We start from the raw sequence: 26,686 nt of genomic DNA, 5'->3' as shown, positions 1-26,686 counted from the left end.
TTTGCAAAAAAAAGCAGCCGCCCAGCATGAGCGGCGTCACGATAAGAAGACAGGTTCAACTCAGGCGTTCAGGCTCGACGTAGCTCAATACGGTGGTTTCCCGAGCATCCGACACGGCGGACTGCTCGCGCGCCACGAGGGCGTTGAGCAAGGAGCTCTTGCCATGGTTGTATTTGCCGATCACCGAAACCACCGGCAGCCGTGCGTCAGCCAACAAGTACTGCAAGCGGCTTATCTCGGCCGCGTGGTCTGGCAGCACCGCATAAATCGAATCGAAGCCCATGGTTAATGCTCTTCCTTAAATAGCGCTGATGCAGCCCGTGCTTAGAAAATGCCGAACAGTTTGGGCCTGATGAAGACGCGTCCCGTTAGATGACTGGCGAAGAAGTTGTCGTCCTCGGCATATTTGACGAAGAGCCTGTCGAGTTCTGCGTGGACACGGCCAAAACCGTCATCCAGCCATTCAATCATGGTCGATTTAAGGGTCAGGATGATTTTTGCCGCCTCATAGAGCGCGCCCACCTTGCGCAGGAAGCTATCGGACTCGAACCCGTCTTCGATCTCTTTGAAGCGGCCCTCCATCTCTCGCTGGAAGTCGTCAAACACACGGGTCACTGCGTTTTCCAGCTCATCGCTGGTCTCCCAGTCCCCCATGAAACCAAAGGATGAGAGGTAGTCATCGAAGCCTTTCAGATCGGAAAACACCTCATCAAAATCGGGCAACTCGATTTCCGTATCCAGATCGAGGTCCGCGATTCTAAAGATGCTGAGGTCTGCCTTTTCGATCTTGGCAACGACCGTATCGCGCATTTGGCGAAGCACACCTTTGAAGTTCAAGCAGCTCATCGCAGCCAGACGCTTGCTGAGAAAGGCATGCGACTGTTCCAGGTAGAGCGAAAGCACTTCATCGCGACCAAAGGCTTGCGTCGACTGACCACCACGCCTACGTACCGATACCGAACACAGCGGCGTCACCGATACACCCGGGCATAGTTGGTGAATTTCTCGCTCGAGGGCCTCGACCTTATCGCCCGCAACGTCGGCATTGGTCAGGATGACTTGCAGGGGAATCCTGGCATCCAGTCCAAGCCGTTTGATCAGATTCACATCCACCGGTTCCAGCCGTGCGGAGCTGGCGTTGATCACATAGAAGGCACCATGAATCCAGGTTTCCGGTTCCATCGGGCGCGCACGATGTTGCTGCATGAAACGGTCGAACTGTTGGAGCCATCGCTCATAGTTGTCAGCTTCCAGGCCAACGCTGTCGAACACATTCAACAGGTGCCCCTGGTGCTCGAAGGTGTGCGACTGAAAATTTTTCTCCCAGGAGGTGACGGGCTTGCCACTTCCCGTCTCAAACAAACCCACCTGGTCAAAAAGATAGTTGCAGAAGCTGCTTTTGCCGACGCCGCTTTTACCCAGCACGATGATGTTGATCGCGAACTGATCCATGTCTCTCTAAACCCTGAACCGCTGAAAGGGGATGAAGGCCTGCCTAGAAACAGATCTGTCTCTCGCCACGGCCTTCAGAGTGCGCCAAGTGGCTTCAAGCTTTTTGATTGCCCCATTTCCCCAGCGCAATCTTGAATGCCTGCATGAACTGCTCGTTAGAAAAGAGGCGAGCCCAGTCCGGTGACTTGCCTGTCTTCAGGTAGCCGTCCACGGCGCGTTCATAGACCTCGACCAGGGCCAAGCCCAGCGCTCCGGTGATCGCCCCGGCAACAGCGGCGTTAATGATCTGCCCAAGCACGGGGATCATCTTGGTCAGGCTGGCTGCCAACTGACGCCCCACCAGGCTGAGGATCTGGCCCTTGAGCAGGCTGACGGCCATTTCACCCATCGAGCCAAACCCGTAGAGCTTGGCCAGCGATGCCGCCATCGCCATCTGCTGAGGCACAATGAGTAACGCGTCCGACATCGGCACCGGGTTAAGTCCGGCGCTGGCGGCGGTGGTGCCGCTGTAGGTCATGATGATGGTCATCGCCTCGCTGCGTTTGGCTGGTAGCGACGCGATCTGGGCAGCCACGAAGGACTGGCGTAGCGCATCGTTCTTGAGTGATGCACTCGACCAGGCGATTAACTTTTCGAGGTCCAGTTTCAGCTCTGGATCGTGGCTGGGGTTATTTGCACAGGTCTCGAAAACCTCACAATGAATACCGTGCTCGCGCAGCACGTTGCGAAACGCCCGGGAAGTCTCACCGTTGCCGTCATCGTCAATGGGTTCGGCATCGCACTGGGTGAGTACCACAGCCACCGGAATATCCAGTTCACCGGTAATCAATCGCAAGTTGTCCAGGTCAAAATCAGTAACCCGGTGGTTGGCTACGCTGAGGCAGTACCAAATGAGATGGATCTGTTCATCCAGCGCCTTGAACTTGCGCTGTTTGATCTCCGGGATGATTTTTTCCCGAAAGTTGCCTGTCGAGGGTTTGCCTTCCGTCACCTCATAACCTTCGGTATCAAAGATGACCAAAGGGATGTTGGCGTCTTCGTAGCGATGACAACCCCGAGTGACAGGCTGCCCGGTACCGACCTTGGCAATCGTTTTGCCGAAGATATGATTGATCAGGCTGCTCTTTCCAACACCGGTGCCGCCAACAATCATCAGGTTCGGGCGTTTGACCGACGCCATTTCCTTATCGAACTGCTCTTCCAGTTGAGCTTCCATACTTGCCATTGTTCTATTCTCCGTCGCTACGCGGCGCTCAAAAGAGGGCGCGCTAAAAAAAGGTTATCGCCCCGGCCCCAAAATCCTAAAGCCTCAATCGCACTTTGCCACTATCCCTGTCAAGCGCAGCGGTTGGGAGGATAGGCTCCAACGGGTATTGTTTTTGACGCTCCTGCTCTCGTCTGAAAAGTGATCAGCGAGACATCCTTCTCTACCTATTCCTCCTGCGCAGTCACCCCCCCTTGCAAAAGCCCGACTTTCCTCTGCAACTGCTTGATATGCGCCTTCTCAGCGCGCAGCGCAGAACGCAACTCCCGGTTCTCAGCCTCATAGATCCGCCCCCAGCGCGCGTTCCGGCGGCAGGTAAGCGCCATTTTCCAGAGTTCACGCAGCCTCAAGTATTGCAGCAGGAGCACCAGCAGGATGCTCCCCAACACTACCAATGCCCCTGTCGACACTGCTTCTGCCATAGTCATGCGTACTTCCTTGCGTGTACTCGATTTGTTTAAACGACAGCCACACGATATGTAGCAATAGACGACAGGTCTAGAATGTAGACTTATACAGGTAAAGTATTCGCACACGTCACGAGGGGATGGAACCCATGCATTGCATTGAACAGGTTTGCTCGGGACTGGCACTTCGCCACTGCTTGATCGAGATTGTCGCCCGGCAGGAGGGCCGGCAGACCACGGGGCACGTGATCCAGAGCGTTGGTAGCAAACGCCGGCAGGCGGCCAACGACATCAATATGCACATCACCGAACATACGCCTCAAAACCTTACACATGACAAAAAAATAACCGGCTACGTGCCAAGCAAAACGTTCCAGCCGCTGTTCATCGGTGACGAATCTCAAGCACTTGAGACCGGGGTTTTATGAGTAACGGGGCAAAACGTGGGGCAAGCCGCATCGCGCTATTCCCCTTGACTCTCCCCTATACGGCAGCCCCTACCCTGCAACCCCGTTTCAGGACTCATCCCCATGGCTCAGCGCATTCTGGTCATCCTCGGTCATCCCTCCAGCACCAGTTTCTGTTCGGCACTGGCGGACACCTACATCCAATCGGCCAAAAACGCCGACCATGAAGTACGCGTCCTACGGCTGGGCACGCTGGCTTTCGACCCGGTGCTGCATCACGGTTACACCGACATTCAAGCCCTGGAAGCCGATTTGCTCGGTGCCCAGGCAGATATCCTGTGGGCCACCCATTTGGCGTTTGTCTTGCCGATTTGGTGGGGTGGTATTCCGGCGTTGATGAAGGGCTTTATCGATAGAGTTTTCCTACCCGGCTTCGCCTTCAAGTACCGTGCAGGCAAGGCATTTCCTGACAAGCTGCTGCATGGCCGAACCGCGCACTTGCTGGTGACGCTCGATACGCCGCCATGGTATTACCGCTGGTTCTACCGCATGCCGGGCATTCATCAGATGCGCAAGACGACGCTGGCGTTTTGCGGCATAACGGTGACCAAGACCTTGTTGCTCGGGCCGGTGCTGGGTTCCACGCCCGCGCAACGCGCTCGTTGGCTGACGCGGGCCGGCGGATTATTTGGAAAAGGGCGTTTTCATGTTCATCGGCAAAGCGGCGCAACTGTCGGGCACGACCATCAAGGCGATTCGTCACTATGAAGCGATCGGCCTGCTTCCCAGCCCGCAGAGAGCGGGGCGGTATCGGGTCTATTCGGCGCAGAGTGTCGAGCTGCTGATGTTGATCAAGTGTGCTCAGCAACTGGGTTTCAAGCTCAAGGAGTTACAGGCCATTTTGCACGGGCACCAGGGCGACGCGCTGCCCTGGGCGCGCGCGAGCCAGGCGATTGCCCGCAAGCAGGAGGAGCTGGCGCTGCAGATGGCGGCACTGCAGAAGATGCAGGCCGGGCTGGTCGAGTTTGACGCGATGCTTAAACACTCAAACCAGAATTGTACGATAAGTACAAATTAGACAATAAATATAAATCAGGTTAGTGTCGCGCTTTCGTCCCGTTGATATTCAGGAGCGCGCCATGACCACACTCTCGGACTTCAAGCTTAAAACCTGCTTTCCCCCGCAGGAGCGTGCGTGATGAGCGCGGTGCCACTGGCGGTTTACGAACTCAGTGCATTGCGCGCCACGCTGTCGCGCCAAGACATGCTGCACGCGGTGGAACAGGCATTGATCAGTCACGCCGACGGCCGCATCGTGGCCCCGCCGCCGGGGGTGTTGTTGTTTGAAAACCCGCCGGGGGACTGTCATATCAAGTCCGGCTACGCGAAAGACGGTTCGGTGTTTGTGGTCAAGCTGGCCATGGGCTTTTATGAGAATCCTTCCCGCGGCCTGGAGACCAATAATGGCCTGGTGCTGGTGTTCGATTCTCACACCGGCAAGACCCGCGCCATCCTCAACGACGAAGGCTGGCTGACCAGTTGCCGCACTGCCGCCGCCGGTGCCTTGGCCGCACGGGCCGGGGCGCCCGCACGGGTGAGCGCGCTAGGCATTCTCGGCAGCGGGCATCAGGCGCAACTGCAGGCGCGCTGGACCTGCGAACTGCTCGGAATCGAGCGTGTGGTGATCTGGGGACGCGCTCCCGAGCGGGCACAACACCTCGCCAACGCACTGCAGCAAGCTGGGTTGAAAGCCCAAGCAGCCGACAGCGTTGAGGCTGTTTTCGCACAGTGCAATCTGGTGATTACCTGCACGCCGTCGACCCAGGCAATCGTACCGGCCGACGTGGTGCGTAAAGGCACTCATATTGTCGCCCTGGGCGCAGACAGCCCAGGCAAACAGGAGCTGGACCCGTTGCTGCTGCAAAGGGCACGGGTGCTCATGACCGATGACCGGGCCCAATGCCTGGACCATGGCGAAATGAGCCACGCAGTACGGGCCCATTTGATCAGCGACCAGGCCGACGTTTCCCTCGGCCATGTGCTGGCCGGTAAGGCACGCGGGCGTTTCCGCGACGATGACCTGACCATCGCCGACCTGACCGGCCTGGCCGCTCAGGACATCGCACTGGCGACCCTCGCGGTGCAGCGCATGCAGGCCGTGGACTGACAACTGTTCGGACGCCTGCGTACAATCACCGTTCCTTTTTCCAGTGCCCGGTTAACCCATGGTCGATATCGCATTCATCAAGGCAACCGCCGACGGCATCGCCGCCCTGCTCTATCCGGACCTGGAAGCCGTGGTACACGACCTGCACACCGGGCGTATTGCCCACATCGCCAATGGCTTTTCCCGACGTCAGGTCGGGGATGAATCGCTGATCACTGACCTGGCTGAGTTGGCTGCCGGACCCGACACCGTCGGGCCGTATGAAAAGACCGGGATCAACAGCCGTCAGTTGCGTTCGATCTCCCTCGTCGCCCGTGCCGCCAACGGTGAACCCTGCGCCTTGCTGTGCCTGAACTTCGATGTGACCGCCCTGGCCCAAGTGCAGAAACTGATCAGCGGCTTTGCCGTGGGCCAGCAGTCCCAGGGGCGCCCAGAATCGCTGTTCAGCGGCGATTGGCGGGAAAAACTCAATGAGATCATCGAAACCCTCGCCGCCGAAAATCATTTGAAACCCGCCGATTTCGGCCGTAGCGAAATCATCCAGGTGCTGGTGCAGGCGCGGGAGCACGGCCTGCTGGATGTGCGTAACTTTGTCGACTACGTCGGCGACTACTTCAAGATTTCCCGGGCCAGTGTGTATAACTATTTGCGCGCCGCGGCGGCGCAGTAACAGGCGACCGCGCAATCGGCTCAGTCGCCCCGTTCATTTGCCCCCATCCCCCATGTCTGCTAGTGTCGCGCCGGTTTACCGTCTACCGGAATAGCCGCCATGGCCCGCAAAAAAGTTGCACTCGATTTCGAACAATCCCTCGCCGACCTGCAAACCCTGGTCGAGCGTCTGGAGAACGGCGAGTTGTCGCTGGAAGACTCGCTGACGGCGTTTGAACAAGGCATCGGCCTGACCCGCGACTGCCAGAGCGCGTTGGCGCAGGCAGAGCAGAAGGTTCAGGTGTTGCTCGAACGCGACGGGGAGTTGGCCGAAGAACCTTTCGATGCGGAACAGCCCGAATGATCGACGCGTATCAGGCCAGTAGCCAAGCCCGGGTCAATGCGGCGCTGGAGCCCTTGTTTGTTGCGCCAAGCCCGGAAATGAAACGGCTCTACGAGGCCATGCGCTACAGCGTGATGAATGGCGGCAAGCGGGTGCGTCCGTTGCTGGCCTATGCGGCCTGCGAAGCCCTCGGCGCGCCTGCCGAACAGGCCAACGGCGCGGCCTGCGCGGTGGAGTTGATTCACGCCTATTCCCTGGTGCATGACGATTTGCCGGCGATGGACGACGATGACCTGCGTCGCGGCCAGCCGACCACCCATAAAGCCTTTGACGAAGCCTGCGCGATCCTCGCCGGCGATGGCCTGCAAAGCCTGGCGTTCAGCGCATTGCTCGACCCGAGTTTGAGCAGCGTGAATGCCGAGATCCGCTTGCGCATGGTCACCACCCTGGCGGTGGCCGCAGGCCCCGCCGGGATGGTCGGTGGCCAGGCCATCGATCTCGGCTCGGTGGGCCAGAAGCTCGATCAACAGGCCCTCGAACACATGCATCGGCATAAGACCGGCGCCCTGATCGAAGCCGCAGTCCACCTGGGCGCCCTGGCCAGTGGGCGTGCCGAAGCCGCGCAATTGGCGGCCTTGCAGGTCTATTCCGGAGCCATCGGCCTGGCGTTCCAGGTGCAGGACGACATTCTCGACGTAGAAAGTGACACCGCCACCCTGGGCAAACGTCAGGGCGCCGATATCGCACGGGACAAACCGACTTATCCTGCGCTGCTCGGGCTGGATGCCGCCAAGGCCTATGCCCTGGAACTGCGCGACCAGGCCCTGGCCGCCCTGCGACCTTTCGACGCAGCGGCCGAGCCCCTGCGAGACCTGGCGCGGTACATCGTCGAACGTCGTCACTGATAACCGCGGCCATTACAGCCACATATCGGTCAAGTTCGGTGCTCTGCGTGGGCAGTTTGCGATGCTTGAGGTAAACTGCCGCCTCTTCTATACCTATAACGATTCGCCTGATGCCCACGACGTTTCAAGAGATTCCCCGCAAACGCCCGTCCACGCCTCTGCTCGACCGTGCTGTCACGCCGGACGGCCTGCGTCGTCTGGGTGAAGCCGAGCTGGTAACCCTGGCCGATGAATTGCGCCTGGAATTGCTCTACACGGTCGGCCAGACCGGTGGGCATTTCGGTGCCGGCCTGGGCGTCATCGAGCTGACCATCGCGCTGCATTACGTGTTCGACACCCCGGACGACCGGCTGGTGTGGGACGTAGGCCATCAGGCGTATCCGCATAAAATCCTCACCGGCCGTCGCGAGCGCATGAGCACCCTGCGCCAGAAGGACGGCATCGCCGCCTTCCCGCGTCGCTCGGAGAGCGAGTACGACACCTTTGGCGTCGGCCACTCCAGCACCTCGATCAGTGCCGCGCTAGGCATGGCGATTGCCTCGCGCCTGCAAGGCAGCGATCGCAAGGCGATTGCGGTGATCGGTGACGGCGCGCTGACCGCCGGCATGGCTTTCGAAGCGCTGAACCATGCGCCGGAAGTGGACGCCAACATGCTGGTGATCCTCAACGACAACGACATGTCGATCTCGCGCAATGTCGGCGGCCTGTCCAACTACCTGGCGAAGATCCTTTCCAGCCGGACCTACGCCAGCATGCGCGAAGGCAGTAAGAAAGTGCTGTCGCGCTTGCCCGGCGCGTGGGAAATTGCCCGCCGCACCGAAGAATATGCCAAAGGCATGCTGGTGCCCGGCACGCTGTTCGAAGAGCTGGGCTGGAACTACATCGGCCCCATCGACGGCCACGACCTGCCGACCCTGATCGCCACGCTGCGCAACATGCGTGACCTCAAAGGCCCGCAGTTCCTGCACATCGTCACCAAGAAAGGCAAAGGCTTCGCCCCGGCGGAAGTCGACCCGATCGGTTACCACGCGATCACCAAGCTCGACCCCCTGGACGCCCCCGCCGCCGCGCCGAAAAAAGCCAGCGGGCCAAAGTACTCCGGTGTGTTCGGCGAATGGCTGTGCGACATGGCCGCCGCCGACCCGCGCCTGGTGGGGATTACCCCGGCGATGAAGGAAGGTTCCGACCTGGTGGCGTTCAGCGAGCGTTTCCCGCTGCGCTACTTCGACGTCGCCATCGCTGAGCAGCACGCGGTGACATTCGCCGCAGGCATGGCCTGCGAAGGCGCCAAGCCGGTGGTGGCGATCTACTCCACCTTCCTGCAGCGCGCTTATGACCAGTTGGTGCATGACGTCGCGGTGCAGCACCTCGACGTACTGTTCGCCATCGACCGCGCCGGACTGGTCGGCGAAGACGGCCCGACCCACGCCGGCAGCTTCGACCTGTCCTACCTGCGTTGCATCCCCGGCATGCTGGTGATGACGCCGAGCGACGAAAACGAACTGCGCAAGATGCTCAGCACCGGCCACCTCTACAACGGCCCGGCCGCCGTGCGCTACCCGCGCGGCACCGGCCCGAACGCGGTGATCGAAAAAGACCTGGCGCCGATCGAAATCGGCAAGGGCATTGTGCGACGCCAAGGCAGCAAGACCGCGTTCCTGGTGTTCGGCGTGCAACTGGCCGAAGCCCTGAAAGTCGCCGAGAAGATCGACGCCACCGTGGTCGACATGCGTTTCGTCAAACCGCTGGATGAAGCGCTGGTGCGCGAGATCGCCGCCGGCCACGAACTGCTGGTGACGGTCGAAGAAAACGCCATCATGGGCGGTGCCGGTGCGGCGGTCAGCGAGTTCCTGGCGCGCGAGAACATCCTCAAGTCGGTGCTGCACCTGGGCTTGCCGGATGTGTACGTCGAACACGCCAAGCCGGCGCAGATGCTCGCCGAGTGCGGGCTCGACGAGGCGGGTATCGAGGCGTCGGTCCGCGAACGCATGACACTCCTGGGTTTATAACCCCCCGAGACTTCTGTAGGAGCGAGCTTGCTCGCGAAAAACGTCAACGATGACGCGTGCACTCTGTATGCACGCGGCGTCCTCAGGTTTTTCGCGAGCAAGCTCGCTCCTACAAAAAGCTATGGACCGCTCTATGAATCACCTGCGCCTTGCCCTGCCCTTGCTGCTTCTGCCAGCCCACGACCTGCTCGCCGACACCCGCGACGCCGCGCTGAAACTCCCCGACGTGGTCATCAGCGCCAACCGCCAGGTCCAGGCGCGCAACGACAGCAGCGCCGCCAACACCGTCTTCACCCGCGACGACATCGACCGCCTGCAACCCACCAGCCTGACCGACCTGCTCAGCCGCGTGCCCGGTGTGCAAGTGGCGCCCACCGGCGGCCGTGGTAGTTTGCCGGGCATCTACCTGCGCGGCACCAAGTCCGCGCAAAGCCTGGTGCTGGTGGACGGCCAGCGCATCGCCAACGCCACCTCCGGCGACAGCGGCCTGCAATACCTGAATGTGGACCAGATCGAGCGCGTCGAAGTGCTGCGCGGCTCGCGCTCGGTGATCTACGGCAGCGATGCGATTGGCGGGGTGATCCAGGTGTTTACCCGGCGCAACGCCGAACAGGGCCTGCAACCGCGCCTGCGGTTGGGCTTCGGCAGCCACCAGAGCTGGGAGCGTAGCCTCGGGCTGTCCGGCGGCGACGAACACACGCGCTTCAACCTGGGCGCAAGCCTGGATGAAAGCGCCGGCATCAACTCGACACACACCTCGTTTCCCAGCGATGGCGACCATGATGCCTACCGCAACCAGTCCGTCAGCCTGAACCTCAGCCACAGTTTCAGTGACGCGTTGGAAGCCGGTTTCAACCTGCTGGATAGCCGCGGCAAGTCGGAGTACGACGTCAGCTTCGGCCAGAAACCCTACACCGACTACGCCGTGAGCAGCGCCAGCAGCTATGTCGACGCGAGCCTCACCGAGCGCTGGCAATCGCGCCTGGAGCTGGGCCACAGCGAGAACCGCGATACCAAGCGCGATACGCTCAGCGATGACTTCAGCGTGTTCAACACCTACCGCGACTCGCTCAACTGGCAGAACGACCTGACGCTAAATGACCGCAACAGCCTGATCCTCGGCGGTGACTGGTACGAAGACCGCTTCCACGGCTCCACCACCTTCACCGAAAACAGCCGCTGGAACCGCGCCGCGTTTGTGCAGCATCGTTTCCACAGCGAATGGTTTTCCACCGAACTGGGCCTGCGCCATGACCAGAACCAACAGTTCGGTAGCCAGAACAGCTGGAGCGGCACCCTCACCGTGCCGATCAATCCCGACAATGATGTGCTGCTGAGCTACAGCGAAGGCTTCCGTGCGCCGACCTTCAATGACCTCTATTACCCGGAAACGCAGTACAGCAACAGCAACCCGAATCTTCAGCCCGAGACCTCCAAGAGTTACGAGCTGCAATGGCGCAGCCAGCTCGGCGACCACACGCGCCTGGAAACCTCGCTGTACCGCACCGACTTGAGCGACGCGATCATTCTCGACGGCGACAAACCGCAGAACGTCGCCTCGGCGCGTATCAATGGTTTTGAAGCCGCGCTCAAGCACGAGCTGTTCGGCTGGCAGGGCAACCTGGGCGTTTCGCTGATCGACCCGCGCGACCGCGACAGCGGCCACACCCTCGCCCGCCGTGCGCGGCGCACCCTGAACCTGGACCTGGATCGGCAATTCGATCAACTCGGCGTCGGTGCGAGCTGGCAGGCGATCAGCAGCAGCTACGACGACGAAGCCAATCGCAATCGCCTGGGCGGTTATGCCTTGCTCGGGCTGCGCAGCAGTTGGGCGCTCAGCCGGGAAGTGGCGCTGTCGCTGAAAGTCGATAACGTGCTGGACAAGACTTACGCTCGGGCACGTTACAGCTATGACGATCCGGCGTTCCTGAACAATCAGGACTATCGGGAAGAAGGTCGGGTGTGGAGGGTTGGCGTGACCTGGACGCCGACGCTCTGATAGAAACGTCGGCGTGCCTGCGATTGCGTCAGCGGTTCGGCGCAATCACCTGACACAACCGCGCCAAGGCTTCCAACATCTGCCCGCTCGGCCGTTCCAGGCCTTTGTCCGGCACCAACAGCAAACGCCCCTGCGCCACCGCCGCCAGCTGCGGCCAGGCTTTCCAGGCATCCAACTGCGGTTGATCCGCCGCCAGAATCACCTCGGGGTTGCGCTGCAGCACCGACTCGACGCTGACCTGCGGCGCAGGCAGCGTGAGGTCGTCGAACACATTGCGCGCGCCGCACACACTCAGCGCATCGCTGATGATCTGCCCACCGCCCACGGTGTACAAAGGCGGGCTCCACACTTGGTAAAACACCCGCAAGGGTTCGGCGCGCTGATAGCGCTGGCGCAACCCGGCCAGGCGTTGGCGCAACTGCGCAGACAATTGCCGGCCGGCGTCGGCGCGCCCCAGTTGCTCGGCGATGGCCTGGACCTGCTGGGTCAGTTGTTCGAGGTTATGGGGTTCGGCGACGTAGACCGGGATATTCAGGCGCTGCAGCTGTTCACGCTGGGCCGGGCCGACGCTGCCGGGCCAGAGCAGGATCAGGTCGGGCTTGAGGCTGAGCAAGCGCTCGATGTTCAATTGCCCATAGCGCCCGACCGACGCGACCTTCGCCAGCGCCGCTGGCCGTTCGCCGCCGTCGAGCACGCCCACCAACAGGTCGGCAGCGCCCAGTTCAACCACGATTTCCGACAGCGACGGCGCCAGGCTGACCACCCGCTCGACCGCCAGGGCCTGGGCAGCGAACGCCAGCAGCAGGAGCGCCAGCCAGCGAGGCTTCATCCCAATTGACGCGGGATGCGGTAGAGGTAAAACAACACCAGGGTCGACAACGCCAGCAGGAACAACGGCACCGCTTCCAGGCCGACGAATACCGCCAGCGCACCGATCCAGGCCGGCACGGAGGCAATCAGCAACGCCGTGCGCCGACGGGCGGCAAGGGTGATCCAGGCCGCCGGCTCTTCTGCGGTGTCGAGGGCTTTAGAGGTGGCGATCAACGCATGTTTATAGCCATGAAAATAGCGCAGGCTGAGAAACATCGAGGCCACGCCGGCAATGAAGAACGGCATGGCCAGCACCGGCAACAGCGGTTCGGCCTGAGCGAACACCAGGTTGATCACGAACAATGGCAGCAACGCCAGCGCCAGGTACTGCCACCAATTGAAGGACAGTCGCCGTTTCACCTGGCCTCGAGTCACGCGCGGTCGACCTCGCCCTGGTGTTCGTTGCCCATCATGTGGTCGAGCTTGCTGGCTTTGGTCGCCAGGTAGAGCTTGTTGTGCGGGTTGTGCCCGGTGTGCAGCGGCACGCGCTCGGCGACGGTGATGCCCATCTCGGTCAAGGCTTTGACCTTGCGCGGGTTGTTGGTCATCAGGCGCAGGGATTTCACGCCCAGGTGCTCCAGCATCGGCAGGCAGATGCCGTAATCACGCTGGTCGGCGGCAAAGCCCAGGCGCTCGTTGGCTTCAACGGTGTCGGCGCCGCCGTCCTGCAACTCGTAGGCGCGGATTTTATTCAGCAGGCCAATGCCACGACCTTCCTGGCGCAAGTACAGCAAGATGCCACGACCTTCATGGGCGATGGCGCGCATCGCCGCTTCCAGTTGCGAACCACAGTCGCAGCGCTGGCTGAACAGCGCGTCGCCGGTCAGGCACTCGGAGTGGATGCGGCCCAGTACCGGCGCGCCATCGGCGATATCGCCCAGGCTGAGCACGACGTGCTCGCGCCCGTTGGCTTCTTCGAGGAAGCCATGCATGGTGAACATGGCAAAAGGGGTAGGCAGCTTGGAAGCAGCGACGAAAACGACGGGCACCGTGTGCTCCTGATTTCAGATTTCACAGAGGCGGGCATTGTAACAGCACGTTCCTACAGACGCTTAAGCTGAATTATCGTTGATAAAGATCAATCGGCTCGATTGGCCTTCGTCTCGGTTCTATGCAGGTCTGAATGCTAACTCAGGGCGTCTCGCGAAAATGTTGATAACCGCGAACGGCCGGGGTGATGTCGCGCCCGTTCGCGTCGAGCAGCGTCACCCCCTGCCCCGCCTCGACCCGGCCGATCACATGCACCGGCCAGCCGCCCGCCAGCAACGGTGCCAGCGCGGCCGGTGGCAGGGTGAACACCAACACATAGTCGTCGCCGCCACTCAAGGCCGCCACCCGCGCCGCGTCATCGCCGACAAATGCGAGCAAGGCTTTGGATAACGGCAGTCGCTGGCGCTCGACCAGCAGGCTGACAGCCGATGCCTTGGCGATATGCCCACAATCGGCCAGGAGCCCGTCGGAAATATCCATTGCAGACGTCGCCTTGCCCCGAAGGGCAACGCCCAGGGCCAACTGCGGTTGCGGCGACCAGTAATGCGCCAGCAGCGGGTCGGCGATGCCGGCCTCGGCGCTGCGCTGGCCCAGCACCAACGGCAGCGCTCCCGCCGCGTTGCCCAATTCCCCGCCCACACACAGCAAGTCACCCGGCCGCGCACCGCTGCGGGTCAACGCTTGCCCGGCCGGTACACGGCCGAACACGGTCATGGTCAGGCTCAGCGGCCCGCGCGTGGTGTCGCCGCCGACCAGGCCCACGCGGCAGCTCTGCGCCATGGCGTTCAAACCCTGGGCATAGCGTTGCAGCCAATCGGCATCGACGGTGGGTGTTGTGAGGGCCAGGGTAAACGCGATGGGGTCGGCGCCCATGGCGGCCAGATCGCTCACCGCCACGGCCAGCGAGCGCTGGCCGAGCAGGAACGGATCACAGGGGTCGGCGAAATGCACGCCGGCCACCAAGGTATCGGTGGAGATTGCCAACTGCTCCCCGGCGGGGAGCGCCAGCAAGGCGCAGTCATCGCCGATCCCCAGGGCAATGCCCTCGCCGCCCTGCGCACAAGGCGCGGCGGCGAAGTATTTGCGGATCAGCTCAAACTCGCCCATCGGGAACTCAAGCGCGGATCAGCGCTTGTGTTCCTTCACTTCGGCTTCGCGCAGGCGCGGGGCCAGCTTGTCGAGCACGCCGTTGACGAACTTGTGACCGTCGGTCGAACCGTAGACTTTCGCCAGTTCGATGCCTTCGTTGATCACCACGCGGTACGGCACGTCGACGCGCTTGAGCAGTTCCCAGGTGGACAGGCGCAGTACGGCCAGTTCAACCGGGTCCAGCTCGTCGAGGGTCAGGTCCAGGCACGGTGCCAGCGCGATGTCGATCTCGGTCTTATTGGCCGGGACGCCGTGCAGGATGTCGTGGAAGTAGCTGGCATCGACGTCGCTGAAATCGTTATCGACGCGAAATTGCGCTTCGATTTCGTTCAGCGAGGTTTTCGCCATGTGCCACTGATACAGCGCCTGGGTCGCAAGCTGACGCGCTTCGCGACGCTTGACGCTCTTGGACGGCTTGCCGGCGTCGGCTGGGCGTGGGTCGCGCGGGTTGAAACGATCGCTCTCGTCGGAAATCACTTGGCCTCCAACTGCGCCAGCAGGCTGACCATTTCCAGGGCGGACAGGGCAGCTTCAGCACCTTTGTTACCGGCCTTGGTGCCGGAACGTTCGATGGCTTGTTCGATCGAATCCACGGTCAGCACGCCGAATGCAACCGGTACGCCGAACTCCATGGACACCTGGGCCAGGCCCTTGGTGCATTCGCCAGCCACGTATTCGAAGTGCGGAGTACCGCCACGAATGACCGCGCCCAGGGCGACGATCGCCGCGTATTCACCCCGTTGCGCAACTTTTTGCGCAACCAGTGGAATTTCGAAGGCGCCAGGGGCACGGATGATGGTGATGTCGCTCTCGCTCACACCGTGGCGAACCAGGGCGTCCACGGCACCGCTTACCAGGCTTTCAACCACGAAGCTGTTGAAGCGGCCAACCACCAGGGCATAGCGGCCTTTGGGGGCGATGAAGGTACCTTCGATGGTCTTCAGGGTCATTCGACAAATCTCTTAAAGAGCCGGGACGCGAAAAGTGCGTCCCTCAGTGATGATTTAACCGCGAACAAGGGGCGAAAATCGCCAGCCTTTATTCGGAGGGCACGTATTCTACAACTTCCAGGTCGAAACCGGATATCGCATTAAATTTCATCGGTGCGCTCATCAGGCGCATTTTGCGCACGCCGAGGTCACGCAGGATCTGCGAACCGGCACCGACGATGCTGTAGGTGGTCGGCGTTTTGACCTGCGCCTGCTCGGCGGTTTCACGGATATGCGCAAGCAATACGTCGCCATCCACCGGGTTGCCCAACAGCAATACCACCCCGCTGCCGGCCTCGGACACCGCGGCCATCGCGGCGCGCAGGCTCCAGCGCCCGGGTTGCTTGACCATCAACAGGTCGCGCAGCGGGTCCATGTTATGCACGCGCACCAGGGTCGGTTCGTCGGCGCAGATGGTGCCCAGGGTCAGCGCCATGTGAACGTCGCCTTCCACCGAATCACGGTAGGTCACCAGGTTGAATTGGCCCAGTTCGCTGTCCAGCGGCTGCTCGGCAATCCGCTGAACGGTACGTTCGTGGATCATCCGGTAGTGAATCAGGTCGGCAATCGTGCCGATCTTGAGGTTGTGTTGGGCGGCAAAGGTTTCGAGTTCGCTACGACGGGCCATGGTGCCGTCGTCGTTCATCACTTCGCAGATCACCCCGCTCGGCTCGAAACCGGCCATGCGCGCCAGGTCGCAGGCGGCTTCGGTGTGGCCGGCGCGGGCCAGGGTGCCGCCCGGCTGGGCCATCAGCGGGAAGATGTGGCCCGGGCTGACGATGTCTTCGGCCTTGGCGTCTTTCGCGGCGGCCGCTTGCACGGTGCGCGCACGGTCGGCGGCGGAGATCCCGGTGGTCACGCCGGTGGTGGCCTCGATCGATACGGTGAACTTGGTGCCGAACCCGGAACCGTTGCGCGGCGCCATCAGCGGCAGCTTGAGCAACTCGCAGCGTTCGCGGCTCATGGGCATGCAGATCAACCCACGGGCATGCTTGGCCATGAAGTTGATGTGCTCCGGCTTGCACGCCTCGGCGGCCATGATGATGTCGCCTTCGTTCTCACGGTCTTCGTCATCCATCAGGATGACCATCTTGCCTTGGCGGATATCTTCAACCAGTTCTTCGATGCTATTGAGCGCCACAGGGCACCCCCTTGGTCAGGATTTCAGGTAGCCATTAGCGGCCAGAAAACTTTCGGTGATGTTACTGGCAGGCTTTTGTCGAGAGTCAGACTCTGCGGCCTTATCGCCCATAAGCAGGCGCTCCAGGTAACGGGCAAGCAAGTCGACTTCCAGGTTCACCCGGCGACCTGGCTGGTACGACGCCATGATGGTTTCGCTCAGGGTGTGGGGAATGATGGTCAGTGCGAATTCGGCGCCATCCACGGCGTTCACGGTCAGGCTGGTGCCATCGACGGTGATCGAGCCTTTGTGGGCGATGTATTTGGCCAACTCCTTGGGCGCGCGGATGCGGAACTCCACGGCGCGGGCGTTTTCGCTGCGCGCCACTACTTCGCCGACGCCGTCGACATGGCCGCTGACCAGATGACCGCCCAGGCGCGTGGTCGGGGTCAGGGCTTTTTCCAGGTTGACCGGGCTGCCGGCCTTGAGGTCGCTCATCGCCGTGCAGTCCAGGGTTTCCCGGCTGACATCGGCGGCAAAGCCGTTGCCCGGCAAGTCGACGACGGTCAGGCACACGCCGCTGACGGCGATGCTGTCGCCCAGCTTGACGTCGCCCAGGTCGAGCTTGCCGGTGTCAACCAGCAGGCGCACGTCGCCGCCCTTGGGGGTCATGGCACGGATGCTGCCGATGGATTCGATAATGCCGGTGAACATGGCCTTCTCCTGGAAAACGGTGCGGGCGTTTGAGCGCCCGGTCAGAATTATACGCTCGCTGCTGGCACAGGGATGGCAGTGACTCGCCAGTCATCGCCCACAGCGCGCATTTCAGTGATCTTGAGTTGGGGCGCGTCGGCCAGTTTCTCAAGCGGCCAGTCCAGCAAAGGCCGGGCTGCGGAGCCGAGGAACTTGCCGGCGACGAAAATCACGTATTCGTCCACCAGGCCCTGCTGGGCGAACGCGCCCGCCAGGCTTGGCCCGGCTTCCACCAGCACGTCGTTGACGCCACGGGCCGCCAACGCCACCAGCGCCGAGCGCAGGTCGACCTGGCCATCGACACCGGGCACCACCAGGCACTCGGGGCCACGGGGGAACTGGTTTTCCGCAGTGACACAGGTGATGACCAGCGCCGGGCCGGCCTTGAAGAACGGCGCATTGAGCGGCACCCGCAGGCGGCCGTCGATCAATACGCGCAGCGGCGGACGCGACATGGCCAGCGCGGTGGTTTCTGCGTCCAGGCCGAGTTCGGCGGCGCGCACGGTCAGGCGCGCACCATCGGCCAGCACGGTGTCGGCGCCGGTCAGCACTACGCTGGCCTCGGCGCGCAGGCGCTGCACGGCGGCGCGGGCGGCGGGGCCGGTGATCCATTGGCTCTCGCCGCTGGCCATCGCGGTGCGGCCGTCCAGGCTCATCGCCAGCTTGACCCGCACAAACGGCAGGCCGTGTTCCATGCGCTTGAGGAAACCTTTATTGAGCGCCCGCGCTTCCACTTCGAGCACACCGCTGCGCACTTCGATGCCGGCCTGGGCCAAGCGCTGCATACCGCGCCCGGCGACGTCCGGGTTGGGGTCCTGCATCGCCGCGACCACCCGCGCCACCCCGGCACTCACCAGCGCATCGGCGCACGGCGGGGTATGGCCGTAATGGCTGCAGGGTTCCAGGGTGACGTAGGCCGTGGCGCCACGGGCTTTGTCAGCGGCCGCGCGCAAGGCATGCACTTCTGCATGGGGCTCGCCGGTACGTACATGCCAACCTTCGCCGACGATCTGCCCATCGCGCACAATCACGCAACCCACACGCGGGTTGGGATGGGTGGTGTACAGGCCGTTGCGCGCCAGTTCGAGGGCGCGGGCCATGTAATGGGCGTCGAGGATGGCCTGTTCAGCAGACGGTGGGTTCATTTTTTGATCGGCTCACGGGCCAGGCGGTCGATCTCTTCGCGGAACTCATTGAGGTCCTGGAAACGTCGATACACCGAAGCGAAACGGATATAGGCGACTTCGTCGAGCTTTTGCAGCTCGCCCATCACCAGCTCTCCAACCACCAGGGACTTGACCTCGCGCTCGCCGGTCGCGCGCAACTTGTGCTTGATATGCGCCAGCGCCGCCTCCAGCCGCTCGACACTCACCGGGCGTTTTTCCAGGGCGCGCTGCATACCGGCGCGCAATTTGTCTTCGTCGAAAGGCTGGCGGCTGCCGTCGGATTTGATCAGGCGCGGCAATACCAGTTCGGCGGTTTCGAAGGTGGTGAAACGTTCACCGCAGGCCAGGCATTCGCGCCGGCGACGCACTTGATCGCCCTCGGCGACCAGACGCGAGTCAATGACCTTGGTGTCGTTGGCACCGCAGAAGGGACAGTGCATGGTGGCAGGCAACAAAAAAAGGGAGGGCCATGGTAGCGCATCCCCGTGGCAAGACAAGCCATAGCCTTTACGGTATATAGGCTGACGATTATGTTTCCTGTTTTTTAAGCCACGGATTTTGTCCTTTCTGGAGCCGTACATGCAGTTACGACCACTCGTTTTACTCACCTTGTTCGGTTTTCTGGTCGCCTGCAGCAGCGAAGCCCCAAAACCTTCGACGCCGCAGCCTCAGCCGGCGCAAGAGAAAAAAGTCCCCGGCATCGAAGACCTCGGCCCGCTGCCGGCCTACCAGCGTGAGATCAACGGCAGCCTGACCAACGTGCCCGCCGGCGCCGAAGTCGAAATGGCGCTGTTGGTGATCGACGACCGCAGCCGCCCGCAACAACTGCTCGCCAGCAGCGTGCTGAGCGGCAACGGCAAGCCCCTGGCCTTCCGCCTGCGCTTCAGCCCCGACGCGTTCCCGGCCGGTGCGCGGGTCGAACTGCGCGGGCGCGCCAGCCAGTCCGGCCAACTGATCCTGCACCTGCCCGCAGTACGCATCACCCAGGCCATCACCCAGACCACCGGCCCCCTGCAACTCGTCAAGGCACCATGACGCCACCGCTCGACCTGCAACGGGCGCTGAGCGCCCTGATCGGCGACGCACAGCTGGTGCCCTGCCCGTTGCCGGGCACCGACCTGGCGTTGTGGCTGCTCGACGCCGACAACATGGACCGCGCCTTCAGCCCCGAAGAAACCCGGCGCATCCTGCATGAGCCGCCCTACTGGAGTTTTTGCTGGGCCAGCGGCCTGGCACTCGCACGCTACCTGGCGGCGAACCCGGAATGGGTCGCGGGCAAGCGCGTGCTGGATTTCGGCGCCGGCTCCGGCGTCGCCGGGATTGCCGCGGTCAAGGCCGGCGCGCTGGAAGTGGTGGCCTGCGACCTGGACCCACTGGCATTGGCGTCCTGCCGTGCGAATGCCGAACTCAACGGGGTTGAACTGGGCTATTCGACGGACTTTTTCGCCGAGGCCGACCGCTTCGACCTGATCCTGGTGGCCGACGTGCTCTACGACCGCGCCAACCTGCCGCTGCTCGACCAATTCCTCACGCGCGGGCGTGAAGCACTGGTGGCGGACTCGCGGGTGCGGGACTTTCAGCATCCGGATTATCAGCGCCTGGCGATACTCGATGCCCTGACATTGCCGGACTTGGCCGAGCCTTGGGAGTTTCGCAAAGTGAGCCTGTACCATTCGCGGCGTTAAACCTCTGCGTTACACATTTTCAGCAATGGATTGGTTGAGACAGCAAAAGGCGAGGCATGGAAAATGCCCTCCTTTCGCACGCGGCTTGGACAATCGACCTGCATGCTTTTCCAAACAATTCCATTCATTGCTGGCCATGCAAAAGTCTTGCAAAAAGTCGGGCGGCTACCTAACCTTCGCCGTAATACACCCGCCATGCCTCTGGTTGCGTCAGTAGCCAAGCACAAATTGTGCGGGTTTTTTATGACCGGTACTTTTTGGGCATGAGGCGGTTCAGCAAGCCCGCCATTGACGTTCCTGCCCAATTGGAACTACTCAAGCGCCGCGGGTTGACGATTCAGGACGTTGGGTGATTTATCCCATTTATATAAAGGGCTGGCCAAAGACATGGATAAAAAGGCCATCGCCAGGCGCCTTGGGCTGGCGGCACCACTGATGCAATCCTGGCTGCACACACTGACCACTATCCGAAACATCTGCGCCCATCATTCGCGAATGTGGAATCGAGAACTGGGGATTCGTCCCGAGCTGCCGAAGAAAGCCATTTTTCCGTGGCCCACACATCTGGTTCAACCAGGACCGCATGCCCGTATTTTTTCAGTACTGTGCATTCTTAATCATCTGATGCATCAGGTGAGCCCTCACACTCGTTGGGGAGAGCGCCTGTATCACTTGCTCAGAGAGTTTCCCGACGTCAGCTTGCAAGCGATGGGGTTTCCTCGCGACTGGTATCAGGACCCTTTTTGGCATATGTCTCGCGGCGAAGCGCCATGCGGCTTCCGATAGCCTGCGCCAGCCCTTATAGTTGCCCCATTCCCGCTTTATTCGAGACGCCCCATGAGTGAGCCCACGCCGTATATCTTCGACGCCACCACCGCCACGTTCGACCAGGCGGTGATCCAGAACTCCTTCGAAAAGCCCGTGCTCGTGGACTTCTGGGCCGAGTGGTGCGCGCCGTGCAAGGCGTTGATGCCGATGCTGGCGAAGATCGCCGAGAGTTATCAGGGCCAATTGCTGCTGGCCAAGGTCGATTGCGAGGCCGAGCAGGACATCGTTGCGCGCTTTGGTATTCGCAACCTGCCGACGGTGGTGCTGTTCAAGGACGGCCAACCGGTGGACGGGTTTGCCGGGGCGCAGCCGGAGTCGGCGGTGCGGGCGATGCTCGAACCTCACGTGCAGATGCCGCCGCCGGCTGCGGCGGACCCGCTGGAGCAGGCTCAGGCGCTGTTTGCCGAGGGCCGTATCAGTGAAGCCGAAGCCGTGCTGGTCGCGCTGCTGGGCGAAGACAACAGCAACGCCGGCGCGCTGATTCTGTACGCGCGCTGCCTGGCCGAACGCGGTGAATTGGGCGAAGCCCAGGCCGTTCTCGACGCCGTCAAGAGCGACGAGCACAAGGCCGCCCTCGCTGGCGCCAAGGCGCAAATCACCTTCCTGCGCCAGGCCGCCGACCTGCCCGACCCCGCCGACCTGAAAAGCCGCCTGGCGCAAAACCCGCAGGACGACGAAGCGGCCTATCAGTTGACCATTCAGCAACTGGCACGCCAGCAGTACGATGCCGCGCTGGAAGGCTTGCTCAAACTGTTCATCCGCAACCGCAGCTACAGCGAAGGCTTGCCGCACAAGACCTTGCTGCAGGTGTTCGAACTGCTGGGCAACGATCACCCGCTGGTGACCGCGTACCGCCGCAAGCTGTTCGCCGCGCTGTACTAATCGCCCTGTAGGAGCGAGCTTGCTCGCGAAAAACTCAAGGACACCGCATTCATTCAGGATGGGCGCGTTGTGGTTGACGCTCTTCGCAAGCAAGCTCGCTCCTACAACGGGTCAATCCAGGTATAGAGCGGCGTATCACCGCCGCTGCTGACCTTGACCTGGCCGCTATGGCGCAGGCGCACCAGCAGGCGCTTGCCCGCCGCGGCGTCGCCGGCCAGTCCTTCCAGTTGATCGAGCAATTCCAGCCCGTTGAGCTGGCCGGCGGCGCGCAACAGGTCCTGGGCGTTCTGCCACAGGTCATCGTTCTGCTTGACCGCAACAACCGGCGCAGCGGTGGCGCTGGGCACCGGCGGCGTCTGCAACTGCGCGCGCAGGCGTGCCCAATCAGCGTCATCCAGCTCCAGAGTCAAGTCCACCGGCAGGTCGCCGACAGTTCCACGAATCCGCAACATCGTCCCTACTCCTGCATTTTTTCCGACGGGCATGCTCCCATGCGGCTTGCGCAACGCCAAGCGGACGGTCAAACTCTCGACACTATTGTTATAAGATCACATAACATAAATTTCATGTTCTGGAGCTTCCCCATGCGCCGTCTGCTGCTTGCTTTGCCGTTTGCCCTGCTGCCACTGGCTATCGCCCACGCCGCTGACGAGCATGATCATGAGCATGCCAGTCTGGGAGCCCATGAACACGGGGTCGGCCGTCTCAACGCAGTGCTCGACGGCCAGGCCCTGGAGCTTGAGCTGGACAGCCCGGCGATGAACCTGGTGGGGTTCGAACACCCGGCCACCAGCGCCACCGACAAAGCCAAGGTCGCCGCCGTGCGCAAACAGCTGGAAAACCCAGCCGCCCTGTTCAACCTGCCCAAGGCCGCCGGTTGCGTGGTCAGCACCCAGGAACTCAACAGCCCGCTGTTCGGCGACAAGCCCGAAGCCGAGCATGATGACGACGATGACGACCACGCCACCGCCGACAAAGACGCGGCCGCCCACGAGCATCATCACGACCACAGCGAAATCCACGCCCACTACCAGTTCACCTGCGCCACGCCGACGGCCTTGAGCAACCTCGACCTGAGCCAGGTGTTCAAGACCTTCCCCGCCACCCAGAAAATTCAGGTACAACTGATCGGCCCGAGCGGCCAGCAAGGTGTGGAAGCGACGGTCACAGCAGCCACCCTGAAGTTCTGAGTAGCCATGAGCCACGCATTGATCGAACTGTCCGACCTGGGCTTCAACTGGCCCGGACACCCGCCGTTGCTGGAGATCCCCGCGTTCCGCCTGGAACCGGGGGAGACCCTGTTTCTCAAGGGCCCCAGCGGCAGTGGCAAGACCACCCTGCTCGGCCTGCTGGGCGGCGTGCAGACACCCGGCCGGGGCAGCATCCGTCTGCTCGGCCAGGAACTGACCGAACTCTCGGCCAGTGCCCGCGACCGTTTTCGCGTCGACCATACCGGCTACATCTTCCAGCAGTTCAACCTGCTGCCGTTCCTGTCGGTGCGCGAAAACGTCGAGTTGCCGTGCCACTTTTCCAAGCTGCGCGCGCAGCGGGCCAAGCAGCGCCACGGCAGTGTCGACCAGGCCGCCGCGGCGTTGCTGGCGCACCTGGGGTTGAAGGACAGCGCCCTGCTGGAGCGCCGCGCCGACTCGCTGTCGATCGGCCAGCAACAACGGGTGGCCGCCGCCCGTGCGCTGATCGGCCAGCCGGAGCTGGTGATCGCCGACGAGCCCACCTCGGCGCTGGACTACGACGCCCGCGAAGCCTTCCTGCAACTGTTGTTCGCCGAATGCCGCGAGGCCGGCGCCAGCCTGTTGTTTGTCAGCCATGACCAGAGCCTGGCCCCGCTGTTCGACCGTCACCTGTCGCTGGCCGAACTCAATCGCGCCGCCACGCCCGCAGAGGTTTGAGATGTATCTGTTCCGTCTAGCCATGGCCAGCCTGGCTAACCGCCGCTTTACCGCGATCCTCACCGCCTTCGCCATCGCCCTCTCGGTGTGCCTGCTGCTGGCGGTGGAGCGGGTGCGCGTTGAAGCGCGCAACAGTTTCGCCAGCACCATCAGCGGCACCGACCTGATCGTCGGTGCGCGTTCCGGCTCGGTCAACCTGCTGCTGTATTCGGTGTTCCGCATCGGCAACGCCACCAACAATATCCGTTGGGACAGCTACGAACACTTCGCCGCCAACCCGCAGGTGAAATGGGCGATTCCGATCTCCCTCGGCGACTCCCATCGCGGCTACCGGGTGATGGGCACCAACGAATCCTATTTCGAGCACTACCAGTACGGCCGCAAGCAACAACTCGAACTGGCCAGCGGCCGCGCCTTCGCCACCGATCCGTTCGAAGTGGTACTCGGCGCCGAAGTGGCCGAAGCGCTGCACTACAAGCTCGGCGACCAGTTGGTGCTGGCCCATGGCGTGGCGGTGGTGAGCCTGGTCAAGCACGATGACAAACCGTTCACCGTGGTCGGCATCCTCAAACGCACCGGCACCCCGGTGGACCGCACGCTGCATATCAGCCTCGGCGGCATGGAGGCGATCCATATCGACTGGCACAACGGCGTGCCGGCCCAGGGCAAAGGTCGCATCAGTGCCGATCAGGCGCGCAACATGGACCTGACCCCGCAGGCGATCACCGCCTTCATGCTCGGCTTGAACAACAAGATCTCCACCTTCGCCCTGCAACGCGAGATCAATGAATTCCGTGGCGAACCGATGCTGGCGATCCTGCCCGGCGTGGCGCTGCAAGAGCTGTGGAGCATGATGGGCACCGCGGAAAAAGCGCTGTTCGTGATCTCGCTGTTCGTGGTGCTGACCGGTTTGATCGGCATGCTCACCGCGATCCTCACCAGCCTCAACGAGCGCCGTCGCGAAATGGCGATCCTGCGTTCGGTGGGCGCGCGGCCGTGGCATATCGCGACGTTGCTGATCTTCGAAGCCTTTGCCCTGGCGCTGTCCGGTGTGATCGCCGGCGTGGGTCTGCTGTACGTGTGCATCGCCGCTTCACGCGGGTACCTGCAGGCCAACTACGGCCTGGACCTGCCGATGGCCTGGCCCAGCGAGTATGAATGGAGCTTGCTCGCCGGTATCCTCGCGGCGGCGCTGTTGATGGGCAGCGTGCCGGCGTGGCGGGCCTATCGACAATCCTTGGCCGATGGCCTGTCCATACGTTTATGAGGAAGGCTTCGATGCGTCGTGCCCTGTTTGCCCTGTTGTTGCTGCTGGCTGCGCCCGCCTGGGCGGAGGATCAGCCCAAGGATTTGTCCTGGCAGGAAATGATCCCGGCGGACGCGCCGCCGGAAATCCCCAATATGAAACCGCTGCACGACCTGTCGAAAATGGCCGATGCGTTGTCGGTGGAGGCCGCGCCAGCGGCCAAGCAGGACTTGCCCAACGCACCGGTGGTGCCAAGCCTCGATGGCCGGCATATCCGCCTGCCGGGCTACATCGTGCCGCTGGAAGTCAGTGAAGAAGGCCGTACCACCGAGTTCCTGTTGGTGCCGTATTTCGGCGCGTGCATTCACGTACCACCGCCGCCGTCGAACCAGATCGTGCATGTGAAAAGCGAAGTCGGCGTGAAGCTCGACGAGCTGTATCAGCCTTATTGGATCGAGGGCGTGATGCAGGTCAAACCGTCCTCCAGTGAGTTGGCCGACGCCGGCTATCAGATGGATGCCGAGAAGATTTACGTCTACGAATTGCCGGAATAGCGCTTATCACCCATTCATTGAGCTGCGTCAAAAGACCGAACGGAACGATCTTTACCATTGGATGTACAACCTTTAAACGTCCTCTGGAGCTCCCATGAACAATAAGTCTCTGCTCGGCGCGTCACTCTTCGCGCTCGCCCTCGCCGCCCCCGTTGCCCACGCTTACGAGGCCGGTGACATCCTGATTCGTGCCGGTGCGATTACCGTGAACCCGAACACAGACAGCGGTAACGTCAAAGTTGACCAGGGCCCATCGACCGGCGCCAACCTGGGCGGCAAGGCGACCTTGAGCAGCGACACGCAACTGGGTCTGAACTTCGCCTACATGTTCAGCAGCCACTGGGGTATCGAACTGCTGGCGGCCACCCCGTTCTCGCATGACGTGAAACTCAAGGGCACTTCCGTAAACGCAGCCAACGGTAAGCTCGGCTCCCTGAAACAACTGCCGCCAACCCTGAGCGTCGTGTACTACCCGCTGGACAGCGCCTCGAAGTTCCAACCGTATGTGGGTGCCGGTATCAACTACACCTGGATCTATGACGAGAGCCTCAGCGGCAGCGCGAAACAAAGCGGTTTCAGCAACTTCAAGGCCGACAACTCCTGGGGCTGGGCCGCACAGATCGGTGCTGACTACATGATCACCGACAAGTGGATGATCAACGGCCAGGTCCGTTATATCGACATCAGCACCACGGCCACCGTGGAAAACAACGGTCTGGGCCCAGGCACTCGCGCCAAGGTCAATGTTGACGTTGATCCATTCGTTTACATGGTTGGTATCGGCTACAAGTTCTAAGCGATATTTCACAAACACCGCAAAACCAATGTGGGAGGGGGCTTGCCCCCGATAGCGCGGCGTCAGTCAACAGATTCATTGACTGAGCCACCGCTATCGGGGTGTACAGACGGAGACATCCTTTACAAACGAGACCGGGGACATCCTTTA

The 26,686-nt window shown here is 62.0% G+C and carries 33 protein-coding genes; 18 read left to right on the top strand and 15 right to left on the bottom strand.

The features are described from left to right. Positions 1-55 precede the first annotated feature (55 nt). From NR164_RS19225 to NR164_RS19210, 4 genes are all read right to left on the bottom strand, one after another. Entirely contained in the window at positions 56-283 is a 228-nt protein-coding gene (locus tag NR164_RS19225) for a GTPase (protein ID WP_177029857.1), read from the bottom strand. Positions 284-324: 41 nt separating this feature from the next. Next, on the bottom strand, positions 325-1,452 hold the full coding sequence (locus NR164_RS19220; RefSeq protein ID WP_079444797.1) for a GTPase: 1,128 nt from the start codon (positions 1,450-1,452) through the stop codon (positions 325-327). 94 nt (positions 1,453-1,546) lie between these two features. Then, on the bottom strand, positions 1,547-2,677 hold the full coding sequence (locus NR164_RS19215; protein ID WP_256823128.1) for a YcjF family protein: 1,131 nt from the start codon (positions 2,675-2,677) through the stop codon (positions 1,547-1,549). 206 nt (positions 2,678-2,883) lie between these two features. Next, positions 2,884-3,144 (bottom strand): hypothetical protein, encoded by a 261-nt coding sequence (locus tag NR164_RS19210; RefSeq protein WP_046381900.1) that lies wholly within the window; start codon positions 3,142-3,144, stop codon positions 2,884-2,886. A gap of 128 nt (positions 3,145-3,272) precedes the next feature. On the opposite strand from NR164_RS19210, the gene NR164_RS19205 reads away from it, so the two are divergent. From NR164_RS19205 to NR164_RS19160, 9 genes are all read left to right on the top strand, one after another. Continuing rightward, positions 3,273-3,551, top strand: coding sequence for a hypothetical protein (locus NR164_RS19205; protein WP_256823127.1), 279 nt, complete (start codon positions 3,273-3,275; stop codon positions 3,549-3,551). 102 nt (positions 3,552-3,653) lie between these two features. Beyond that, positions 3,654-4,298, top strand: coding sequence for an NAD(P)H-dependent oxidoreductase (locus NR164_RS19200; RefSeq protein ID WP_046381898.1), 645 nt, complete (start codon positions 3,654-3,656; stop codon positions 4,296-4,298). Then, positions 4,237-4,608 carry a MerR family transcriptional regulator gene (locus NR164_RS19195; RefSeq protein ID WP_057005484.1) on the top strand — a complete coding sequence of 124 codons (372 nt, stop codon included), beginning with the start codon at positions 4,237-4,239 and terminating at the stop codon, positions 4,606-4,608. Before NR164_RS19200 ends, NR164_RS19195 begins: the two co-directional genes overlap by 62 nt. A gap of 120 nt (positions 4,609-4,728) precedes the next feature. Then, a complete protein-coding gene (locus NR164_RS19190) occupies positions 4,729-5,697 on the top strand; it encodes an ornithine cyclodeaminase (RefSeq protein WP_256823126.1) in 969 nt (322 codons plus the stop codon). Positions 5,698-5,755: 58 nt separating this feature from the next. Then, the gene (locus NR164_RS19185; RefSeq protein WP_017849568.1) at positions 5,756-6,367 is read left to right on the top strand and encodes a transcriptional regulator; all 612 of its coding nucleotides are present in this window, start codon (positions 5,756-5,758) and stop codon (positions 6,365-6,367) included. Between the two features lie 99 nt (positions 6,368-6,466). Then, positions 6,467-6,709: an exodeoxyribonuclease VII small subunit gene (locus NR164_RS19180; protein WP_003176346.1), complete on the top strand. Its 243-nt coding sequence runs from the start codon at positions 6,467-6,469 to the stop codon at positions 6,707-6,709. Next, positions 6,706-7,593: a (2E,6E)-farnesyl diphosphate synthase gene (gene ispA, locus NR164_RS19175; RefSeq protein ID WP_017849569.1), complete on the top strand. Its 888-nt coding sequence runs from the start codon at positions 6,706-6,708 to the stop codon at positions 7,591-7,593. The genes NR164_RS19180 and ispA overlap by 4 nt, the downstream gene beginning before the upstream one ends. A 110-nt stretch (positions 7,594-7,703) precedes the next feature. Continuing rightward, positions 7,704-9,602: a 1-deoxy-D-xylulose-5-phosphate synthase gene (dxs, locus tag NR164_RS19170; protein ID WP_046381896.1), complete on the top strand. Its 1,899-nt coding sequence runs from the start codon at positions 7,704-7,706 to the stop codon at positions 9,600-9,602. A 133-nt stretch (positions 9,603-9,735) separates the two neighbouring features. Continuing rightward, positions 9,736-11,601: a TonB-dependent receptor domain-containing protein gene (locus NR164_RS19160; protein WP_256823125.1), complete on the top strand. Its 1,866-nt coding sequence runs from the start codon at positions 9,736-9,738 to the stop codon at positions 11,599-11,601. Between the two features lie 28 nt (positions 11,602-11,629). Here the strand turns inward: NR164_RS19160 and NR164_RS19155 are convergent, their stop codons facing one another. The 10 genes from NR164_RS19155 to nrdR form a co-directional block, all read right to left on the bottom strand. Next, positions 11,630-12,430, bottom strand: coding sequence for a cobalamin-binding protein (locus NR164_RS19155; protein WP_256823124.1), 801 nt, complete (start codon positions 12,428-12,430; stop codon positions 11,630-11,632). Continuing rightward, on the bottom strand, positions 12,427-12,846 hold the full coding sequence (locus tag NR164_RS19150; protein ID WP_026140360.1) for a nuclear fragile X mental retardation-interacting protein 1: 420 nt from the start codon (positions 12,844-12,846) through the stop codon (positions 12,427-12,429). The genes NR164_RS19155 and NR164_RS19150 overlap by 4 nt, the downstream gene beginning before the upstream one ends. Next, a complete protein-coding gene (gene ribA, locus NR164_RS19145) occupies positions 12,843-13,460 on the bottom strand; it encodes a GTP cyclohydrolase II (RefSeq protein ID WP_017849574.1) in 618 nt (205 codons plus the stop codon). The genes NR164_RS19150 and ribA overlap by 4 nt, the downstream gene beginning before the upstream one ends. 142 nt (positions 13,461-13,602) lie before the next feature. Continuing rightward, positions 13,603-14,568 (bottom strand): thiamine-phosphate kinase, encoded by a 966-nt coding sequence (gene thiL, locus NR164_RS19140; RefSeq protein ID WP_079444802.1) that lies wholly within the window; start codon positions 14,566-14,568, stop codon positions 13,603-13,605. Positions 14,569-14,586: 18 nt separating this feature from the next. Next, on the bottom strand, positions 14,587-15,087 hold the full coding sequence (nusB, locus tag NR164_RS19135) for a transcription antitermination factor NusB (protein ID WP_017849576.1): 501 nt from the start codon (positions 15,085-15,087) through the stop codon (positions 14,587-14,589). After that, positions 15,084-15,560 (bottom strand): 6,7-dimethyl-8-ribityllumazine synthase, encoded by a 477-nt coding sequence (gene ribE / locus NR164_RS19130; protein WP_017849577.1) that lies wholly within the window; start codon positions 15,558-15,560, stop codon positions 15,084-15,086. The genes nusB and ribE overlap by 4 nt, the downstream gene beginning before the upstream one ends. Before the next feature lie 88 nt (positions 15,561-15,648). After that, a complete protein-coding gene (gene ribBA / locus NR164_RS19125; RefSeq protein WP_017849578.1) occupies positions 15,649-16,740 on the bottom strand; it encodes a bifunctional 3,4-dihydroxy-2-butanone-4-phosphate synthase/GTP cyclohydrolase II in 1,092 nt (363 codons plus the stop codon). Positions 16,741-16,755: 15 nt separating this feature from the next. Next, the gene (locus NR164_RS19120; protein WP_017849579.1) at positions 16,756-17,433 is read right to left on the bottom strand and encodes a riboflavin synthase; all 678 of its coding nucleotides are present in this window, start codon (positions 17,431-17,433) and stop codon (positions 16,756-16,758) included. A gap of 47 nt (positions 17,434-17,480) precedes the next feature. Next, a complete protein-coding gene (gene ribD, locus NR164_RS19115; RefSeq protein ID WP_046381891.1) occupies positions 17,481-18,617 on the bottom strand; it encodes a bifunctional diaminohydroxyphosphoribosylaminopyrimidine deaminase/5-amino-6-(5-phosphoribosylamino)uracil reductase RibD in 1,137 nt (378 codons plus the stop codon). Further along, positions 18,614-19,078, bottom strand: coding sequence for a transcriptional regulator NrdR (gene nrdR / locus NR164_RS19110; RefSeq protein ID WP_026140361.1), 465 nt, complete (start codon positions 19,076-19,078; stop codon positions 18,614-18,616). Before nrdR ends, ribD begins: the two co-directional genes overlap by 4 nt. 139 nt (positions 19,079-19,217) lie before the next feature. Here nrdR and NR164_RS19105 point away from each other — a divergent pair, with 139 nt between their 5' ends. The 4 genes from NR164_RS19105 (at position 19,218) to trxA (ending at position 22,033) form a co-directional block, all read left to right on the top strand. Continuing rightward, positions 19,218-19,673 carry a YbaY family lipoprotein gene (locus NR164_RS19105; protein WP_017849582.1) on the top strand — a complete coding sequence of 152 codons (456 nt, stop codon included), beginning with the start codon at positions 19,218-19,220 and terminating at the stop codon, positions 19,671-19,673. After that, on the top strand, positions 19,670-20,323 hold the full coding sequence (locus NR164_RS19100) for a methyltransferase (RefSeq protein WP_256823123.1): 654 nt from the start codon (positions 19,670-19,672) through the stop codon (positions 20,321-20,323). The genes NR164_RS19105 and NR164_RS19100 overlap by 4 nt, the downstream gene beginning before the upstream one ends. A 345-nt stretch (positions 20,324-20,668) precedes the next feature. Beyond that, a complete protein-coding gene (locus NR164_RS19095) occupies positions 20,669-21,109 on the top strand; it encodes an Abi family protein (protein WP_256823122.1) in 441 nt (146 codons plus the stop codon). Between the two features lie 51 nt (positions 21,110-21,160). Then, positions 21,161-22,033: a thioredoxin gene (gene trxA / locus NR164_RS19090; RefSeq protein WP_177029849.1), complete on the top strand. Its 873-nt coding sequence runs from the start codon at positions 21,161-21,163 to the stop codon at positions 22,031-22,033. Between the two features lie 101 nt (positions 22,034-22,134). On the opposite strand, the gene NR164_RS19085 is transcribed toward trxA, so the two are convergent. Next, positions 22,135-22,485, bottom strand: coding sequence for a hypothetical protein (locus tag NR164_RS19085; protein ID WP_256823121.1), 351 nt, complete (start codon positions 22,483-22,485; stop codon positions 22,135-22,137). Between the two features lie 132 nt (positions 22,486-22,617). Between NR164_RS19085 and NR164_RS19080 the strand changes: the two genes are divergently transcribed. The 5 genes from NR164_RS19080 to NR164_RS19060 all read left to right on the top strand — a co-directional run bounded on the left by NR164_RS19080 (position 22,618) and on the right by NR164_RS19060 (position 26,536). Then, positions 22,618-23,223, top strand: coding sequence for a DUF2796 domain-containing protein (locus NR164_RS19080; protein ID WP_079444804.1), 606 nt, complete (start codon positions 22,618-22,620; stop codon positions 23,221-23,223). 6 nt (positions 23,224-23,229) lie between these two features. Continuing rightward, positions 23,230-23,940, top strand: a complete 711-nt coding sequence (locus NR164_RS19075; RefSeq protein WP_256823120.1) for an ABC transporter ATP-binding protein — start codon at positions 23,230-23,232, stop codon at positions 23,938-23,940. 1 nt (position 23,941) lies between these two features. Then, entirely contained in the window at positions 23,942-25,207 is a 1,266-nt protein-coding gene (locus NR164_RS19070; protein WP_256823119.1) for an ABC transporter permease, read from the top strand. A gap of 11 nt (positions 25,208-25,218) precedes the next feature. After that, a complete protein-coding gene (locus NR164_RS19065; RefSeq protein WP_046482555.1) occupies positions 25,219-25,740 on the top strand; it encodes a DUF3299 domain-containing protein in 522 nt (173 codons plus the stop codon). 94 nt (positions 25,741-25,834) lie between these two features. Further along, positions 25,835-26,536 (top strand): OmpW family protein, encoded by a 702-nt coding sequence (locus NR164_RS19060; RefSeq protein WP_079444805.1) that lies wholly within the window; start codon positions 25,835-25,837, stop codon positions 26,534-26,536. Positions 26,537-26,686: the final 150 nt, after the last annotated feature.

Source organism: Pseudomonas sp. Pse79 (assembly GCF_024519615.1).
In the GTDB taxonomy this organism is placed as follows: domain Bacteria; phylum Pseudomonadota; class Gammaproteobacteria; order Pseudomonadales; family Pseudomonadaceae; genus Aquipseudomonas; species Aquipseudomonas veronii.
This window is presented reverse-complemented; position numbering and strand designations above follow the sequence as displayed.